Origin of the sequence: Candidatus Foliamicus sp. (genome assembly GCF_965221325.1) — a bacterium.
GTDB lineage: Bacteria > Pseudomonadota > Gammaproteobacteria > Steroidobacterales > Foliamicaceae > Foliamicus.
The window spans coordinates 466,049-482,564 of record NZ_OZ244880.1; the positions used below are offsets into that span (position 1 = coordinate 466,049).

Genomic DNA, 16,516 nt, shown 5'->3' on the forward strand with positions numbered 1-16,516 from the left:
CGGCGCGAAATGCCAAAGCTTGCCGAGCGCCGGGAGCGCGCCTTGACTGCGAATCGCCGTTCGATCGTTGCGAATACAATCCGCCCTTGAAGTTGCTGCATCAGGTTTTGAACGATCGAGTGCAAGCCCAAGCCATGCCGCGCGCTGCCTCTGCGGACGGCGTCGCGGACACAGCCATCCTTGAGCGGGTTGCGGAGGGCGATCCGCTGGCCATGACCGAGCTCGTCGAGACCTACGGCGATCTGGTTTGGTCTTTGGCGCGCCGTTATTTCGGGTCGTCCCCGCTGGCGCAGGAATCCGTGCAGGAAGCTTTTCTGTCGCTGTGGTCAAGCGCTGCCCGGTTCTCCTCGCGCCGGGGCAGCGAATTGACCTTTGTGCTTACCGTGGCGCGCCGACGCATGGTGGATCAGATCCGGCACGAGGCGCGATTTTCCGACAGCGTTCCGCTGCTCGGCGATGAAGTGGATCATGCCCTGGATGGCGACCGGCGGCTTGCGTCGCAGCTCGATTCCGTGCGCGTGCGGCCGCTGTTGGCCGAATTATCCGACAGCGAAAGAGAAATCCTTTCGCTGTCTTTATACGAAGGGTACTCGCATAGCGAGATTGCAGAGCGTCTTGCAATGCCTTTGGGTACCGTAAAGACACGAATCCGGCGCAGCTTGATCCGGCTGCGCCAAGGGCTGAAGGTGAAGGATGGGGAGGATTATCGCGATGCCGGCTGACAGATTGAGCGAGTTGCTGGCGGCCCAGGCGGTCGCCCAGCGGCTGGACGACGCCGAGTGGCGCGAGCTTGAGGAACTGGCCGGCGCCATGCCAGCCGAAGCGGTACGTGCCGAGCAGGAGAGCCTGCGCGAAGCAGCCGCTCTGACCCAGGCCGCGTTTCTGGCCGAAGACCGCGCCGCGTGGCGGCAAATGCCCGGCGAATTGCGCGATCGTCTGCTCGCGATGGGTCGCGCGCGGGCGGTGGATGCGCCCGTGCGGCCGCGCCGCCGCCGAACAAACCTGCGAGCGTCGTGGGGCTGGGCCACTGCGGCGGCCATGGCGATTGTCTGGCTTGTTGCCGTGGTGCTCCCGCAGACTCCACCCTCCGCGGTGGACTCCCGGGCCATACAGGCGGCGGCGGATGTCGTCCGCTTGCCTTGGGCTTCCGAAATTGCCGACTACGCAGAGGTGCGGGGCGAAATCACTTGGAGCGATGCGCTGCAGGCCGGCGAAATGCGCTTTTCCGGTCTGCCCGCAAACGATCCCTCGCAGGCGCAGTACCAACTCTGGATCGTGGACCCCGACCGCCACGCCAATCCCGTGGATGGCGGGGTGTTTGACGCTTCTCCCAGCGGCGAGTTCGCAGTAGCGACGCGGGCCAAGTTGCCTGTTGACCAACCCGTTGCCTTTGCCGTGACGCTGGAACAAGCGGGCGGCGTGGTGGTGTCTGACGGGCCGCTGCTGCTGGTGGCCGCGGCCGCGCCACGCCCGCATACCTCGCTATGAAATTCCTGCGCGGCCTGCTTCGCGCTGCGGCCTGGGCCGTGGCGGGAGTGGTGGGTCTGGCGCTTGCCGGCTTCGCCGTTGCGGCCTGGATCTGGCGCGATATTCCGTCCGAGAAGCTGGAGGCCCGTTACGCTACCCAGGCTTCGCGATTTGCCTCGATTGACGGCGCTCGCATTCATTACCGCGACGAAGGATCCGGTCCCGCAGTGGTCCTTATCCACGCCAATTTCGCCAGTCTGATCGGCTGGGACCCCTGGGTCGAAGCCTTGCAGGACAGCTATCGCGTAGTGCGCTTCGACATGACCAGCCACGGCCTGAGCGGCGCCGACGCCACCGGGGATTACACCCTGGCACGCACGGTGCAACTGATGGAGCGCCTTCTCGATTGCCTGGAAGTGGAGCGGGCGGCTATCGTGGGCACGTCCCTGGGCGGCACGCTGGCCATGCATTACGCCGTTCGCAACCCGGAGCGCGCGGCGGGGTTGGTGCTGATCTCGCCAGGCTCGCTGGAACCCGGTGTGCGCGGGCGGCAGGAGCCGCCGCCCATATCGCCGGTCGCCGACCTGTTGCGCTGGATCATGCCGCGTGCGCTGCCCGAATTCGTGCTCAGGAGCGGTTTCGGTGATCCGGCCAAGCTAACCCCGGAACTGGTGGACCGCTGGCACGACCTCTGGCGGCTCGAAGGTCAGCGCCTTGCTCAGCTCACGCGCCTTCGCCAGTACGTTTCCGGCGACATCGAGGGTCTGATCGGGCAGGTGCGGGCGCCGGTGTTGATTCAGTGGGGCGAGGAAAATCCGCAGGTCCATGTCGAGTTGGCCGGCGAACTGGCGCGCCTGCTCAAGAGTGCGCCCGCGGTTGAGACTATCATTTATCCCGGCGTCGGGCACATGGCGATTCAGGAGGCGCCGCGTGAAACCGCAATGGACGCGCGCGCCTGGCTGGACCGGGTTCCGTTCGCCCGGCCCGCTTATATTGTCGAGCTTGAGGGGCAGACCGGATGATGAAAAAACTGCTCAAGGTGGCCGCGGTCGCAGCGATTGGCGTGTTCACGCTTGCCGTTGCTGGTTTCGGCGTGTTCAAGTTCATGAACCGCACTCCGCCGCAGTTGGCTGAACCGAACTATTTCACCTACTACAAAACCCAGGACGAGCAGCCGGAGGGTCGGGTTGGAGTTTTTGTCTCTCACCTCATACAGCCGGAGGAACTGCGGGTTGAGGACTACTACTTGCTCACCAAGAAGAGCTTGCAGTACATTCCCTGGCCGATTCGCAATATTGCCAACCGCGACCGGGGAGTGCTGCTCATGGATGCCGAGCGCTACTACGAGTTCGAGGAATTCACGCCCACCCGTCTGGTTGATCATATGGGCCGCGATACGGACTACGACGGCGTACCGTACGCCGACAAGTACCTTACCGGCGAAGTAGTGTGGTCGCCGCCGTCGCCGAACAGCTACCTGGGCCAGGGCTACTTCCTGCTTCCCGGCCGCAAGGCCGGCATTCCGACCTCGGCGGCCCGGCTGATCACCAAGTGCCGCGTGTTCTACTACGCGCCCGGCAAGGGTTTCATGGACGGGCGCATACCCCATGAGGCCGGCAATCGCATCATCGCCACCGAGGCCATGCAGCGCATACACGAGAAGTACGGCTCCATTCCCTGGGCCTGGGTAACTGCCGAGAACTTCGGAATGGCTCGCCAGGCTATGCATGAACTGCTCGACACCGGGATAGACACGGTTTTGCTGGCGGTGCCGCGGCCGATTTATTCGCACCACGAGGAATTCAACAGCAGCATCAAGCACGCCATGCACTACATCCACGAGTGGGAGGAGGCCAACGACAAGCACATCAAGGTGATCATTACTCGTCAGCTTGGAGACCAGCCGGTCATGCGCGAGGCCTATGTGCGCATGCTGGCCGACCGCCTGGACACATTACCGGTCGAGAGTTCCGTAAAGGTGGTGGTGTCCACGCACGGAATGCCCTGGGACCTTGTTCCGCACGAGGCATGGCTGGAGCTGGGACCGCCTTACCTTGAGGCGGTCGAGGCGGATCTCCGCGAACTGCTCGACAGTTATGGATTCGCTCGCCAGAAGCTGGTGATGAGCCAGGAGAATTTCGCAGATCCCATCAACGATCCGGACAACAACTACATGTCCACCAATGAGGCCTACTGGGACGGAATCCGCGCCGGATTCGACTATGTCGTCAACGTGCCCCTGTCGTTCTTTGCCGAAAACACCGACACCGCCTTCGGGCACGCGATGGTCAACTTCCACGGCTTCGACGACTACAGCTTGTACGATCCCATCGACTACCCGGACTGGGACCAGCCGCTGGTGCGGGAATACGTGCAGGACGGCACCCGGGTGATATATAACGGCACGCCGGTGGGACGCTACCGCGAGCCCATCGTAGAGGCCTTCTTCCAGGCTATGGATTCGGTGCTGTCGCAGCATTCGGGCAACCCCGCGGGCGAGGCGCCGATTCAGGCCGCTCGATGAACGAACCCGGCAACCGCGCCAGCCTTGAAGGGCTGCGCATCCCGCGGGACGAGCAGCCCCGGCCTGGCCCTGCGAAGCGCTTCCTGTGGCCCGCGGTCGGGACGCTCTGCGTAATGGCCGTGCTTGCGGTCCTGGCCACTCGTTTCTGGCCGGCCTCCAGCACCGAAGTGCGCGTCGAGACCGTGCGCATGGCTTCGGCGGCGGGCGGCGCAAGCGTTCTGGACGCCAGCGGCTACGTTACCGCGCGCCGCGCCGCAACGGTTTCGTCCCAGCGCACCGGGCGCATTCGCAGGGTGCTGGTGGAAGAAGGCATGACCGTCGAAGAGGGCCAGGTGGTGGCGGAACTCGACGATGCCGCCGAACTTGCCCAACTGCGGCTGGCGGAAGCCCAGTTGGCCTCGGCACGCAGTGCATTGGGAGAAACGCGCGCCGCCCTGCACGAAGCCGAGCTATCGTTTGCGCGGTTCTCGGAATTGCGGGCCCAGGGCCTGGCCAGCGAGGCCGAGTTGGACGCTGCGCAAGCGGCCCGCGACCGCCTCAACGCTCGCCTGGAAGCCAACCAGGCGGCGGTAACGGTTGCGGAGCGCGCCGAGGCTGTGCAGCGGCAAGCGCACAGCGAAACCGTTATTCGCGCTCCCTTCGCCGGAGTGGTTATCGACAAGAACGCTCAGCCGGGCGAAATGGTGTCTCCGATTTCCGCGGGCGGCGGCTTCACGCGCACCGGTATATGCACGCTGGTGGACATGGAATCGCTGGAGATCGAAGTGGACGTGAACGAGGCTTACCTGCAGCGGGTGCGTCCCGGCGGCGCGGTAACGGCGAGGCTGGATGCCTATCCCTCGTGGCGGATTCCGGCGCAAGTGATCGCCATCGTGCCGGCCGCCAATCGCGAGAAGGCTACCGTCCGCGTACGAGTCGGAATCCTTGAGCGCGATGCGCGAGTCCTGCCGGACATGGGCGCCAAGGTGTCCTTCATCGAGTCCGGCGAAGCACTGCCGCCTCCCGGGCCGCCCGCACTCAGCGTTGCGGCCTCGGCGCTGATGGGCAGCGCCGACGACCAGTGGGTGTTTGTGGTCGAAGGCGACCGCGCGCAGCGCCGCAAAGTGATGACGGGCGAACGCAGCGGGCTGCGCGTTGCGGTCGTTTCCGGTCTGTCTGCCGGAGAGCGCGTGATCCTGGAACCACCCGCCGGGCTGTCCGACGGCGCCGAAATCACATATCCTTAGAGTCTTCATTCCAGACACCGAAGCGGGGGGCATGGTTAAATCACTCATCCGAGTTGATAGAGTCAGCAAGGACTATCGCAAGGGCCGCGAGACGGTTAGCGTGCTCGACGGCATTAGCCTGGACATCGCCGAGGGCGACTTCGTCGGTCTGATGGGGCCTTCCGGCTCCGGCAAGACCACTTTGCTGAACCTGCTTGGCGGGCTCGACAAGCCGACCGAGGGCGTGGTTGATGTCGATGGCGAAATAATCAGCAAGCTATCGCCGGGCGCCTTGGCCAAGTGGCGCGCGCGCAACATCGGTTTCATCTTCCAGTTCTACAACCTGCTGCCGGTCCTCACCGCGGCGCGCAACGTGGCGCTGCCGTTGCTGCTGACGTCCCTGCCGGCCTCGCGCCGCAGGCAGCATGTCAACACGGCGCTGCAACTGGTGGGTCTGGCCGATCGCGCTTCGCACTATCCCCGCGAGCTATCGGGAGGGCAGGAACAGCGGGTTGCGATTGCCCGCGCCATCGTCTCGGATCCGCCCATTCTGCTTTGCGACGAGCCCACTGGCGATCTGGACCGTTCCACCGCCGACGAGATCATGGCTCTGCTGCAGGAACTGAACAGCAACTACGGCAAGACCATCGTCATGGTTACCCACGATCCGCGCGCCGCATCGTTCGCGCACCGTGTTCTGCATCTCGACAAGGGTGAGCTGAGCAGGGCGCCGGAGGAAAGCACCACGCAGGGGCGGCGGTGATGAAGAGCATCCACCCCGCCAGCAGGGAATAAAGCCTATGAGCATGAACCGATTCACTCTTGTCCGGCGCAACTTGTGGCGCAAGCCGATTCGCACCGTGTTCACCATGCTGGCGGTGCTGGTGGTGTTTTTCTTGTTCACCGTCCTTGAGGGCATGAGGATCGCCCTCTCCCTCAGCGATGTGGGTGCGGAGGCCGAAGAGCGGCTGCTGACGTCGCACAAGGTGTCGCTGATCATGATGCTGCCGGAAGCCTACCAGTCGCGGATCGCGCGCCTGCCGGGAGTGGCGGCGGTCTCGCACGGCACCTGGTTCGGCGCCCGCTACCAGGACAATCCCGAGTTTGCACAGTATCCGGTGGAGGCCGAGGAGTACCTGGCGCTCAACCCCGAAATCAAGCTTTCCGACCAACAGAAGGCGGCCTGGCTGGCCAATCGGGGCGGAGCGATCGTGGGGCGGCCGGTCGCGGCTCAATACGGCTGGGAAATCGGCGACCGTGTTCCGCTGCGCTCCAGCATCTGGACCCGAAGCAACGGCAGCGACGTCTGGGAGTTCGATATCGAGGGGATCTTCGACGACACCGATGCCGGCATGAACGCCGGCGTGCTGCTGTTCCACTACGACTATTTCGAGGAAGCCCGGGCGTTTGGCAAGGGCACCGTCGGCTGGTATGTGTCCAAGGGCGACGGCTCGCTGCGGCTTGAGGACCTGGTCGCCTCCATCGATGCGGAATTCGCCAATTCGCCCGCCGAGACGAAGACCAAAAGCGAGGCCGCTTTTGCCCAGGAATACGCCAAGCAGTTCGGCAACATCGGCCTCATCGTTACCCTGATCCTGAGTGCCGTGGTGTTCATGATCCTGCTCGTGACCGGCCACACCATGGCGCAATCGGTGCGCGAACGGGTTCACGAAATGGGCGTGCTCAAGACGCTCGGATTTACCTCGGGCAGCATTTTTCGGCTCACCGTCCTGGAAGGGCTGCTGCTGGTACTGCCCGTGGGCCTGCTGGCAATGCTGCTGGGCTGGGGGTTCCTCTCCTGGCTGGCTGGGGCAATGGGTGCGCTATTCCCCGCCGGCTTGCGTATCGGAACGAGTTCGGTGGCACTGGGCCTTGGCCTGATGCTGGCGATCGGCTTGGGATCCGTGCTGCCGCCGGTGATACGCGCGCTCAGGCTGGACATCGTCGCGCTCTTGCGAACCACCTAGTGGCGTACCGGTGTTCGGGTGGCTGAAGCAAACCGCGGCGCTGGCGACGCTGAATTTGCGCAGCTTGCCGCGCCGTCCGGGCACAGCCGCGGTGGCCATGTCCGGCATCGCCGCGCTTACGGGGGTATTTGCGGGCGTCCTGTCCATGGCTGCGGGGTTCGAGAAGACCATGGAAGGCAGCGGCCAGCGGGATATAGCGCTGGTGTTGCGCAGCGGCTCCACCGCCGAACTCAATAGCCGCTTCAGCGGGGAGCAGGCGGACATCGCGCGCTACGCGCCGGGCATCGCTCGCGATGCCGGCGGAGAACCGCAGGTGTCGGCGGAACTGTTCTGGATCGTCAATGCCGTGAGCAAGTCGTCCGGCGGCGAGTCCAATGTCGCCTTGCGTGGTATTCAGCCCGGCGGCTATGCCTTGCGCAGGGATTATCAACTGGTGGAGGGCCGCGAGTTCACGCCCGGCCGCTTCGAACTTGTTGCCGGCCGGGGTGCGCGAAGCCAGTTCAGGGGCCTGGAGCCAGGGCAGACGATCCGTTTCGGGAAGACGGAATGGCTGGTGACCGGCGTGTTCGAAACCGGAGGTTCGGTATTCGAGTCCGAGCTGTGGTGCGATGTGAACGTGCTTCAGTCCGCCTATCAGTTGGGCAACGGCTTTCAGGTTGTGCGCGCCCGATTGGACGGTTCTGACGGCCTCGAACGGCTGGAGGCCGCTCTGGACGCCGATCAGCGCATGAGCGTTGACGTCTGGCGCGAGAAGGAGTTCTACGCGGACCAGGCCGAAGACACGGCTACGCTGATTCGCGTGATCGGCATTCCGGTGTCGATACTGATGGCCATAGGCGCCGTTTTTGCCGCCCTCAACGCCATGTATGCCTCGGTATCGGCGCGGGCCCGCGAACTGGCGACCTTGCGCGCGCTTGGGTTCGGCTCCTTCCCCACGGCTCTGGCGACTTTGCTGGAATCCTTGGCGCTGGCCTTGCTAGGTGGCGCGCTGGGTTGCGCCATCGCCTGGCTGGCCTTGAACGGCTTTCAGGCTTCCACGCTGGCCGCGAGTTTCAGCCAGGTGGTGTTCAATTTCGCGGTTACGCCGGACCTGCTCGCCCAGGGCATAACGGCGGCGCTGATCGTGGGTCTGGTTGGAGGACTTTTCCCGGCTGTGCGCGCGGCGACAGCGCGCGTAACAGTGGCCTTGCGCGAGCTGTAATTGAATTGCGCTCGGCACATTGGGGACCGGGTTGCGGCTGTTGTGGCCACCACCATGCTGGCTGCCAGTGCGCAGGCCGACGCCGCAATCGAATACCGCAAGGACGTGATGTTGAGCATGGCGGCCCACCTTTCGGCGCTAACCGGTCTGCTCGCGGGGGAGCTGGACTTCGACCAGAACCACATTGAAGCCCAGGCGACATCGCTGGGGCTCAATGCGCAGCTCGTCAGTACGCTGTTCCCCCCGGGCTCGGAGGCGGGAGAAACCTCGGCACTGCCCGGAATCTGGCAACGCCCGGAACAGTTTCTTGCGCGCGCCGAGGCCGCCGAGCGCGAGGGTCGCAACCTGGTGGCCGCCGCCGAGTCGGGCGACAGGGAGTTCATGGTGCAATCGCTGAAGCGGCTGGCCGACGCCTGCCGCAACTGCCACCGGGAATTCCGCTCCGAAGGCTAGTCCGGATAGCTCGGCAGATTCCGGGATAGCGCACTAGAGCGTCAGGAAGGACAGGATGGCGTCGCGTTTGCGGACCAGGAAGTCCGCATCGGCGTAGCTCGGCATCGACATGAACTGGCCGCGCGGCGCCAGACTCACCGCCTCGCGGGTCTGGTCATGCAGGGGGTCCTGCGCATCGCATAGCGCGAGCGCTTCCTGCGTCAGCAGCGGCATGCGCTCCCGAACCCGGTGCGAGAAGGCCGCGCGGTAGGCCTTGTGGTAGGTGGTGAGTGCCTTGAGCACTTCCAGCGTCGCCGCGTGCAGCAGTTCCGGGGGCACCAGGCCCATGCCGCGCAAGTGCTCGGCGTCGCGCTTGAACCACGGGAAGAAGATGTTCTGGTCGCGCATGAACTGAAACGCCCAGGTCAAATGCCGCCCTTCCAGATCCGGATGAATCTCGGGCGCGTAATTACGTAGCATGTCCTCGCGTTCCGCGCCCTCAAACAGCGCGATCCCGTCCAGCACGACCTTGGCGATCCGGTCCGGGGCGGCGATGCCCAGCTCGATCGCGGTGTGCGCCCCGGTATGGCTGCCATAAGCCGAGGCGCGGTCAATTTCCAGCGCGTCCAGCAGGCCCAGCATGGCGGTCGCGAAATCCTCAATGCGCGGCTGCTCCATGTCCAGCGGGTCGGAGTCGCCGTTGCCCGGGGTGTCGGGGCAAATCACGTGATACTCGCCGGCGATGGCGCCGCCCAAGGTCCGCATGCTCCACGAAGAGGTGGGCGAAGCGTGCAGCATCAGCAATACTCCGCGCGGCGCCTTGGGGCGATGGTAGCGGTAATGGATGCGCCCTGCGGCGGTTTCGGCGAATGCGCGGCTCAGGCGTGGCGGCGTGACTGTGGACATGGGTTTCCTCCCGCATCGGAAGCTCGCCCCGGATATTGCCTGAACTTGCCGAGCTTTCGCTAGACCGGGCTGCGGCAAGGGGCCTGTGGTAAATTGCCGCACCTTGCCGTGTGGCCGGCGGGTAGGTTTGACGAACAAAGAGGTAGGGCATGGTCATTATCAAGCGAATGCTGATAGGCATGGTGGGGTTGCTGGCGCTCCTGTTCGCCGTCGGTTTCCTTCTGCCGCGTGATGTTCGCGTGGAGCGCTCGGTGGAAATCGATGCCTCGCCGGCTGCCGTGTTCGCCATGGTGAACGACTTCCGCGAGTTCAACCGCTGGCAGCCCTGGCACGATATCGATCCTGCTACGCGCTACGTGTTTGAGGGCCCGCGCACCGGCGCCGGGTCGCGCATGCTCTGGTACAGCGACCATGTCGAGGTAGGCAACGGAATGCAGGAGATCCTCGAAAGCTATCCCAATTACAAGGTGCGGGCGTTGCTGGACTTCGGAACCGGAGGCATCGCTCATGCGGACTACCTGATCGATATCCGCGAAGGCGGTTCGGTACTCACCTGGACCATGGAAACCGACATGGGCGGCAATCCCGTCGGACGCTACATAGGGTTGCTGATGGATGGCATGATCGGACCGTCCTATGAACGGGGTCTGTCCAATCTGAAGGCGATACTTGAGAGCGAGCCGGAGCCTCAGCCACTCGAGGCGCCGCTGGAGGTTTCGGGGCCGTCCGGGGCGCCTGATTCGCTTACATGAACAATGCCGAGGTTTGCCGCGCATGACTAATCCACCCACTGCTTCCCTGCGCAACATCGTTCTGCTTGGTCATTCCGGCGCCGGGAAAACCGTACTGGCGGAAAACTTGCTGGCGGCCGCCGGAGCGATCAAGGAGCCCGGCAGCATCGAGCGCGGCACCACTGTTTGCGACTATCGGCCGGAGGAAAAGCGCCTGCAGTATTCGGCTGATGTCTCGGTATGCCATTTCGAGCATGGCGGCGCCTACGTCAACCTGATCGACACTCCCGGCTCCGCCGACTTCGCGGGCCGCGCGCTGAGTGTGCTGCCTGCAGCAGAAACGGCGATTATCGTGATCAATGCATCGGCTGGCATAGAGCTGATGACCCGCCGCGCCATGGCCGCTGCCAAGGCGATGAAGCTGGCCCGGTTTATTGCGATCACGCACATCGACAGCGAAACCGCCGATCTTGCGGGACTGATGGAGCAAATCACCGAAACATTCGGCCGCGAATGCATTCCCTTGAACCTGCCGGCTGACGCCGCCGCCAACGTGGCCGACTGCTACTTCGACCCGGAGGACCGGCCCACCGATTTCGGCTCTACCGCCGAAGCGCGCACAACTATCGTGGACCAGGTGGTGGAACTGGACGACGAGTTGATGGAGCTCTATCTCGAAGAAGGCGAAGACATGAATCCGGAGCGGCTGCACGGCGCCTTCGAGCGCGCGCTGCGGCGCGGGCACCTGGTTCCTGTGTGCTTCGTGTCCTCCACCACGGGGTCGGGTATCAACCAGCTTCTGAATATCATGCACCGGCTGACGCCGTCGCCGCGCGAAGGCAATCCTCCGGCCTGCTCGCTGGACGATGAGCCCCTGGTCCTGAAAGCCGAAAAGGACGAGGATGTCATGGCTCTGCTGTTCAAGATCAATGTCGATCCGTACGTGGGCAGGATGGGCTTGTTTCGCGTGTTCCAGGGGCAGGTAAACGTGGGCGATTCGATCTACCTGGACGACCAGCGCAAGCCGATCAAGGTGGCACACCTCTACGCCGTTCAGGGTGCCGCGGCCGAGGACGTGCAGTCGGTGGGCCCTGGGGGCATCGCGGCGCTATCGAAGATAAACGAGCTGAGTTACGGCGGCGTTCTGCATGCCGGCAACGCCCGCGGCCGTCTCCAATTCGCGCCGGCGCCACTGCCGGCGCCGATGCATGGCGTGGTGCTGGAACTGACGCGGCGGGGCGACGAGAAGAAGCTTTCCGACGCACTGGCCAAACTCACCGCCGAGGATCCCAGCTTGCGGCTGGAGTTCGACGCGCAGGCCAACGAGACGGTTCTGCGCGGCATGGGAGAATTGCACCTGCGGGTGGTCCTCGACCGCATGCACGAGGAGTTCGGCCTGGAGGTCGAAACCCGGGCGCCGCGCATCGCCTATCGCGAAACCGTTACTCGCAAGGCCGAAGGGCATCACCGGCACAAGAAGCAGACCGGCGGCGCGGGCCAGTTCGGCGAGGTGTTTCTCAATGTCGAACCCCTGCCGCGCGGCAGCGGCTTCGAGTTTGTGGACAAGGTGGTGGGCGGCGTGATTCCTTCGCAATTCATGCCGGCCGTGGAGAAGGGTGTGCGCCAGGTGCTGCAGGAAGGAGCCGTGGCCGGCTACCCGCTGCAGGACATTCGGGTGACCGTGCACGACGGCAAGCATCACCCGGTGGATTCCAAGGAAGTGGCGTTCGTGGCTGCGGGCAAGAAGGCATTCATCGACGCGATCAGCAAGGCCAAGCCGATCGTGCTTGAGCCGATTGCCAAGCTCGAAGTCACCACGCCCGGTCAACACATGGGCGACATTGCCGGCCACCTGTCCGGTTCGCGCGGGCGCATCAGCGGCAACGATTCGCTGCCGGGCAACCAGGTGGTCATCCTGGCCGAGGCCCCGATAGGTGAGTTGGGCGACTTCCAGACCCGCCTCAAGTCCCTCACCGGCGGCGAAGGCGCCTACACCATGGAGTTCGACCATTACGCCACGGCGCCCCCGCTGATTCAGAAGGCGCTGGAGGAAGCCTTCAAACCCTCCGAAGATTAGCTCGCCTATTGTCCCGGTCCGCGCTCTGGCGAGTGCGCGGCGCTGGAACGGAACTCGTGATCAGGGCGCCAGCAGGCGGTCGCCCGGTTGCAAGCCCCAGCGTTGCGCGACGCCGGCCTTGAGTTCGAGAACCCGGTTGACGGGTTCGCCGGACGGGATGCTTACCAGACTGAGCGGACGCGTGTCGGTTGCGATCCGCGCCACCGTGCCGTCGGCGCGAATGAACAGCATGTCCAGCGCCACGTAGGTGTTCTTCATCCACATGCTGAGGGGTTGCTCGCGTTCGTAGAGGAACAGCATGCCGCGCGTTTCGGGCAGGTCGCGCACATACATCAGACCGCGCCGCTGCTGAGCGGGAGTTTGCGCCAACCAAAGCTCCAGCAGCACACAGGCGCCGCCGGATGCCTCCAGCACTCCCTGGGCGCGCGCCAGCGAACCGAGGTCCTGCGCGGCCCCCTGCTGCCAAAGCAGGAGGAGGGCGGCCAGTGCCAGCGTTCTAGAACCCATGAACGCAGTATGCACCCGCTACAATCGGGCGCCTATGACTGATCGACGCCAAGTCTGAAGCCGGTGCCGGCAGAACCCGCGCGCGGACAAGCGCCTGAATCTCCGCTGGCCGCATTACGGCGCCGCGTCGAGGCGCAAGTGCTGGGCCAGGAATCGTTTATCGAGCATATGCTCATCGCACTGCTGGCCGGCGGGCATCTGCTGGTGGAGGGTGTGCCTGGCCTGGCCAAGACTCGGGCGGTGAAGGTTTTGAGCCGCTGTCTGCACGCCACTTTCCACCGCATTCAGTTTACTCCCGACCTGTTGCCTTCGGACCTTACCGGCACCGAGATATTTCGTCCGCAAACCGGGGAATTCCGGTTTCGCCCCGGACCCTTGTTCCACAACCTGGTGCTGGCCGACGAGATCAATCGCGCCTCGGCGAAAGTGCAATCGGCCCTGCTTGAAGCCATGGAGGAGAAACAGGTGACCGTGGCGGAGAAAAGCTGGCCGCTTCCGGAACCGTTCCTGGTCATGGCAACGCAGAATCCCATCGAACAGGAGGGCGCCTACCCGCTGCCCGAAGCGCAACTCGACCGCTTCGTCATGAAATCCACGATCAGCTACCCCAGCGCCGAGGAGGAGAGGCGGATCGTGGAGCTGACGCGGCAGGAAGCTTCGGGGCCAGCCTCGCAATCCCGTACCGAGCAGCCGGCTTACGCGGTGGAACTGTTGCTGGCGGATCGGGCGCAGGTGCTGCAGCTTCACTTGGCCGAGCGGCTGGAGCGCTACATCGTCGAATTGGTGCGCGCCACTCGGGACCCTGGGGCCTGCGACAGCACACTGGATGGACTGGTGAGTTACGGTGCCAGCCCGCGCGCATCGATCGCGTTGGATCGCTGTAGCCGCGCGCGCGCCTTTCTGCGCGGACGCGAATTCGTGACCCCGGGCGACATCCAGGCGGTGGCGCCTGCGGTGTTGCGCCACCGCATCATAATGACCTGGGAAGCGGAGGCCCAAGGCCGAAGCTCCGAGGAAGTCATAGACCGGCTGCTTGAATGCGTGGCCGTGCCTTGAGGCAATTCGGGCGCCGGGCAATCACTGGCGTCGCGGACAACGCTCGTGCCTGAAGCGGCGCTCAGGGAGCGCCAGGGGCGCGGCCGCACCTGGGTCGATCTTCCGGAACTGCTGGCCTTGCGGCACGCGCGCTTCGACTGGCCCTTGCCGGCGGCGAGTCGCTCCCGCAGCAGCTCGGCCGGACTCGCGCCTCTGCGCGCCCGCGGCATGGAATTCGCCGAGGTGCGCGCCTGGCAGCCAGGCGACGATCCGCGCCACATGCACTGGAAGGCCACCGCTCGCAGCGGCCGGCCTTATACCAAGCTTTACCAGGAAGAAAGCGAGCGCCCCACCTTGCTGTGTGTGGATCTGACCTCGAGCATGCACTTTGCCACGGCGGGCGTATTCAAGGCGGTATTGGCTGCGCGGGTGGCCATGCTGATTGCCTGGTGGGCTGCTGAGGCGCGGGATCGCGTGTCCGGGCTGGTGTTGACCGCGGGTGGTTGCGCCTTTTGCGCTCCGCTGCCGGCCCGGCGGGGTGCATTGCGCTTGGCCGCCTGCCTGGCGCAAGCGTTTCGGCAGGATGCCGACGAGCAGTCCGAGGCGCCATCCCCGCTGGACCGCGCCATCCCGCTGTTGCGGCGGCATGCGCCTTCCGGCAGCCGCCTGGTGCTGATCAGCGATTTTTTGGATGCGCAAGACCTGGCCTCGGTCAGCCAATTGGGAACGCGACGGCCCCTGCTGATCGTGCGCGTTTACGACCGTCTGGATCGGGAGCTCCCACCGCCGGGTCGCTACGCGGTTCACGATGGCTCGGGCGAGGTGGAGTTCGACAGCGGCCACGAGCGCACACGGCATCGCTTCAGACAGGACTTCGACGAAACCGGGCGGGCCCTGATGGATCTCGCCCGTGTCAGCGGTGGCGCCTACCTGCAATTTCGCACCGATCAGGACCCGGCCCAGGGCCCGCCCGACGCGACTGCCCAGCAGATGACTTGGGGATTGGCGCAGTGAAGGGACGGTTGCCGCGGTGAATGAGAGCGTCGGGCTGTCCGCGCAGTTGCGCGACATCCACCTGCCACCGGAACCCGCCTGGTGGCCGCCGCAGCCCGGCTGGTGGCTGCTCGCGCTGGCGGTTTTGGCCGCCGCCATATGGTGGCTGCTGCGGCTGCCGGCGTGGAAACGTGAAGCGTTGGCGCGCATGCGGGCTCTGCAAGCCGAGTATGCGCGGCATGGCGACGCTGCGCGACTGCTGGCGGAGGTGTCCGTGTTGCTGCGATCTTGTGCGCTGTTCTTGAGGGGCCGTCCCGAAACCGCCGGCCTGGTGGGTCGCGCCTGGTTGGATTGTCTGGCGGAATTGGGCCGCGGGGTTGGCCCGCAGCCGGGAGGGGCGCTGACCGAGGGCGCCTATCGGGAGCGGATGGAACTGGATGCGCAGGCTTTCATTAGCAGCGTTACGGCCTGGATTCGGCGCGCGCGCGCGCCGCGGCGAGGCGTCTCGTGACGCTGGCTTTCGAGTGGGCCTGGGCATGGCTGCTGTTGCCGCTGCCGCTGCTCGTCTACCGCTACCTGGCGCCGCTCAAGCGCGGCGCTGGAGTTCCGTTGCGGGTGCCCGATCGGAGCCGCTTCGCGCAGGTTGGCGAGACGCGCGAGACCCCGCCGCGCGCTACATTCGACTGGGCCCTCGCGGCGCTTATGTACCTGTGCCTGTTGTGCGCGGCAGCGCGCCCGGTGTTGCTGGACGCCAACATGGAGGCTCCGCTGACAGGCCGCGACCTGATGCTGGCCGTGGACTTGTCGGGCAGCATGGAAGTGCGCGACGCGCGCCTTGCCGAGCGGTCGGCGTCCCGGCTCGGAGCGATCAAGGCAGTTGCCGGCGAGTTCATCGAGCGCCGCGCCGGCGATCGCGTGGGCCTGATTCTGTTCGGCGGCCAAGCGTACTTGCAGGCGCCTCTGACCTTCGACCGAGCCACGGTGCGCGCCTTTCTGGATGAGTCCTCGGTGGGCTTGGCAGGGCGCCAAACCGCCTTGGGCGACGCCATTGCGCTGGCGGTCAAGCGCATGTCGCTGGCCGGGCCGGCGCCCGAGCATCGCGTATTGGTGCTGCTCACCGACGGCGCCGCCACCGCCGGCGCGCTGACGCCGCTCAAGGCGGCGGAACTGGCGCGCGCTGCAGGCCTGAAGATCTATGCCATAGGCATCGGCTCAACCCGCTTGATGACCCCCGAACTGTCCGCGGAATTGGACGAGGAAACACTGCTGCGGATCGCGGCGATTACCGGCGGGCGCTATTTTCGCGCCAGCCAGCAGGGACGGCTGGAAGAGATCTACGCCGAACTGGATCGCCTGGAGCCTGTCAGGCTTGATCAGCCCGACCTGCTCAGCGGCCAGCCGGCGCACGTGCCGCCGCTGCTGATAGCGCTGCTGCTGGGCCTCACGCTGGCCTGGAGGGGCCGCTAGTTGC

At 65.1% G+C, this 16,516-nt stretch carries 17 protein-coding genes; 15 read left to right on the forward strand and 2 right to left on the reverse strand.

Annotation, left to right across the window (positions count from 1 at the left end; genetic code table 11):
* The first annotated feature begins 86 nt into the window (after positions 1 to 86).
* Genes ACWCOO_RS02155 through ACWCOO_RS02195 form a run of 9 tightly spaced genes read left to right on the forward strand, consistent with a single transcriptional unit; the run spans position 87 to position 8,817 of the window.
* Entirely contained in the window at positions 87 to 722 is a 636-nt protein-coding gene (locus tag ACWCOO_RS02155) for an RNA polymerase sigma factor (RefSeq protein ID WP_446831332.1), read from the forward strand.
* Positions 712 to 1,488: an anti-sigma factor domain-containing protein gene (locus tag ACWCOO_RS02160; protein ID WP_446831333.1), complete on the forward strand. Its 777-nt coding sequence runs from the start codon at positions 712 to 714 to the stop codon at positions 1,486 to 1,488. The genes ACWCOO_RS02155 and ACWCOO_RS02160 overlap by 11 nt, the downstream gene beginning before the upstream one ends.
* A complete protein-coding gene (locus ACWCOO_RS02165) occupies positions 1,485 to 2,489 on the forward strand; it encodes an alpha/beta fold hydrolase (protein WP_446831334.1) in 1,005 nt (334 codons plus the stop codon). The genes ACWCOO_RS02160 and ACWCOO_RS02165 overlap by 4 nt, the downstream gene beginning before the upstream one ends.
* Positions 2,486 to 3,991 carry a ferrochelatase gene (locus ACWCOO_RS02170; RefSeq protein ID WP_446831335.1) on the forward strand — a complete coding sequence of 502 codons (1,506 nt, stop codon included), beginning with the start codon at positions 2,486 to 2,488 and terminating at the stop codon, positions 3,989 to 3,991. The genes ACWCOO_RS02165 and ACWCOO_RS02170 overlap by 4 nt, the downstream gene beginning before the upstream one ends.
* Positions 3,988 to 5,217 (forward strand): efflux RND transporter periplasmic adaptor subunit, encoded by a 1,230-nt coding sequence (locus tag ACWCOO_RS02175; RefSeq protein ID WP_446831336.1) that lies wholly within the window; start codon positions 3,988 to 3,990, stop codon positions 5,215 to 5,217. Before ACWCOO_RS02170 ends, ACWCOO_RS02175 begins: the two co-directional genes overlap by 4 nt.
* Positions 5,218 to 5,248: 31 nt before the next feature.
* A complete protein-coding gene (locus ACWCOO_RS02180) occupies positions 5,249 to 5,959 on the forward strand; it encodes an ABC transporter ATP-binding protein (RefSeq protein ID WP_446831337.1) in 711 nt (236 codons plus the stop codon).
* A gap of 37 nt (positions 5,960 to 5,996) precedes the next feature.
* Positions 5,997 to 7,163, forward strand: a complete 1,167-nt coding sequence (locus ACWCOO_RS02185; RefSeq protein ID WP_446831338.1) for an ABC transporter permease — start codon at positions 5,997 to 5,999, stop codon at positions 7,161 to 7,163.
* 10 nt (positions 7,164 to 7,173) lie between these two features.
* Positions 7,174 to 8,364, forward strand: a complete 1,191-nt coding sequence (locus ACWCOO_RS02190; protein ID WP_446831339.1) for an ABC transporter permease — start codon at positions 7,174 to 7,176, stop codon at positions 8,362 to 8,364.
* Positions 8,365 to 8,817 carry a c-type cytochrome gene (locus ACWCOO_RS02195; protein ID WP_446831340.1) on the forward strand — a complete coding sequence of 151 codons (453 nt, stop codon included), beginning with the start codon at positions 8,365 to 8,367 and terminating at the stop codon, positions 8,815 to 8,817.
* A 33-nt stretch (positions 8,818 to 8,850) separates the two neighbouring features.
* Here the strand turns inward: ACWCOO_RS02195 and ACWCOO_RS02200 are convergent, their stop codons facing one another.
* Complete coding sequence (locus ACWCOO_RS02200) at positions 8,851 to 9,702, reverse strand: alpha/beta hydrolase (protein WP_446831341.1); 852 nt, start codon at positions 9,700 to 9,702, stop codon at positions 8,851 to 8,853.
* Positions 9,703 to 9,851: 149 nt separating this feature from the next.
* Between ACWCOO_RS02200 and ACWCOO_RS02205 the strand changes: the two genes are divergently transcribed.
* Together ACWCOO_RS02205 and fusA are read left to right on the forward strand one after the other, a co-directional pair.
* Positions 9,852 to 10,454: an SRPBCC family protein gene (locus ACWCOO_RS02205; RefSeq protein ID WP_446831342.1), complete on the forward strand. Its 603-nt coding sequence runs from the start codon at positions 9,852 to 9,854 to the stop codon at positions 10,452 to 10,454.
* A 22-nt stretch (positions 10,455 to 10,476) separates the two neighbouring features.
* Positions 10,477 to 12,510 carry an elongation factor G gene (gene fusA, locus ACWCOO_RS02210; protein ID WP_446831343.1) on the forward strand — a complete coding sequence of 678 codons (2,034 nt, stop codon included), beginning with the start codon at positions 10,477 to 10,479 and terminating at the stop codon, positions 12,508 to 12,510.
* A gap of 60 nt (positions 12,511 to 12,570) precedes the next feature.
* On the opposite strand, the gene ACWCOO_RS02215 is transcribed toward fusA, so the two are convergent.
* A complete protein-coding gene (locus ACWCOO_RS02215; protein ID WP_446831344.1) occupies positions 12,571 to 13,017 on the reverse strand; it encodes a DUF192 domain-containing protein in 447 nt (148 codons plus the stop codon).
* A 63-nt stretch (positions 13,018 to 13,080) separates the two neighbouring features.
* Between ACWCOO_RS02215 and ACWCOO_RS02220 the strand changes: the two genes are divergently transcribed.
* The 4 genes from ACWCOO_RS02220 to ACWCOO_RS02235 are packed head-to-tail and all read left to right on the forward strand — an operon-like array spanning position 13,081 to position 16,512.
* A complete protein-coding gene (locus ACWCOO_RS02220) occupies positions 13,081 to 14,073 on the forward strand; it encodes an AAA family ATPase (protein ID WP_446831345.1) in 993 nt (330 codons plus the stop codon).
* A gap of 45 nt (positions 14,074 to 14,118) precedes the next feature.
* A complete protein-coding gene (locus ACWCOO_RS02225) occupies positions 14,119 to 15,066 on the forward strand; it encodes a DUF58 domain-containing protein (RefSeq protein WP_446831346.1) in 948 nt (315 codons plus the stop codon).
* 16 nt (positions 15,067 to 15,082) lie between these two features.
* A complete protein-coding gene (locus ACWCOO_RS02230) occupies positions 15,083 to 15,556 on the forward strand; it encodes a DUF4381 domain-containing protein (protein ID WP_446831347.1) in 474 nt (157 codons plus the stop codon).
* Positions 15,553 to 16,512 (forward strand): VWA domain-containing protein, encoded by a 960-nt coding sequence (locus tag ACWCOO_RS02235; RefSeq protein ID WP_446831348.1) that lies wholly within the window; start codon positions 15,553 to 15,555, stop codon positions 16,510 to 16,512. The genes ACWCOO_RS02230 and ACWCOO_RS02235 overlap by 4 nt, the downstream gene beginning before the upstream one ends.
* The last annotated feature ends 4 nt before the right edge of the window (positions 16,513 to 16,516 follow it).

Bases quoted from the DNA above. Each gene is read 5' to 3' on its own strand.
- ACWCOO_RS02200 (WP_446831341.1), bottom strand. From the start codon at position 9,702: ATGTCCACAGTCACGCCGCCACGCCTGAGCCGCGCATTCGCCGAAACC.
- fusA (WP_446831343.1), top strand. From the start codon at position 10,477: ATGACTAATCCACCCACTGCTTCCCTGCGCAACATCGTTCTGCTTGGT.
- ACWCOO_RS02215 (WP_446831344.1), bottom strand. From the start codon at position 13,017: ATGGGTTCTAGAACGCTGGCACTGGCCGCCCTCCTCCTGCTTTGGCAG.
- ACWCOO_RS02185 (WP_446831338.1), top strand. From the start codon at position 5,997: ATGAGCATGAACCGATTCACTCTTGTCCGGCGCAACTTGTGGCGCAAG.
- ACWCOO_RS02205 (WP_446831342.1), top strand. From the start codon at position 9,852: ATGGTCATTATCAAGCGAATGCTGATAGGCATGGTGGGGTTGCTGGCG.
- ACWCOO_RS02180 (WP_446831337.1), top strand. From the start codon at position 5,249: ATGGTTAAATCACTCATCCGAGTTGATAGAGTCAGCAAGGACTATCGC.
- ACWCOO_RS02165 (WP_446831334.1), top strand. From the start codon at position 1,485: ATGAAATTCCTGCGCGGCCTGCTTCGCGCTGCGGCCTGGGCCGTGGCG.
- ACWCOO_RS02170 (WP_446831335.1), top strand. From the start codon at position 2,486: ATGATGAAAAAACTGCTCAAGGTGGCCGCGGTCGCAGCGATTGGCGTG.
- ACWCOO_RS02175 (WP_446831336.1), top strand. From the start codon at position 3,988: ATGAACGAACCCGGCAACCGCGCCAGCCTTGAAGGGCTGCGCATCCCG.
- ACWCOO_RS02160 (WP_446831333.1), top strand. From the start codon at position 712: ATGCCGGCTGACAGATTGAGCGAGTTGCTGGCGGCCCAGGCGGTCGCC.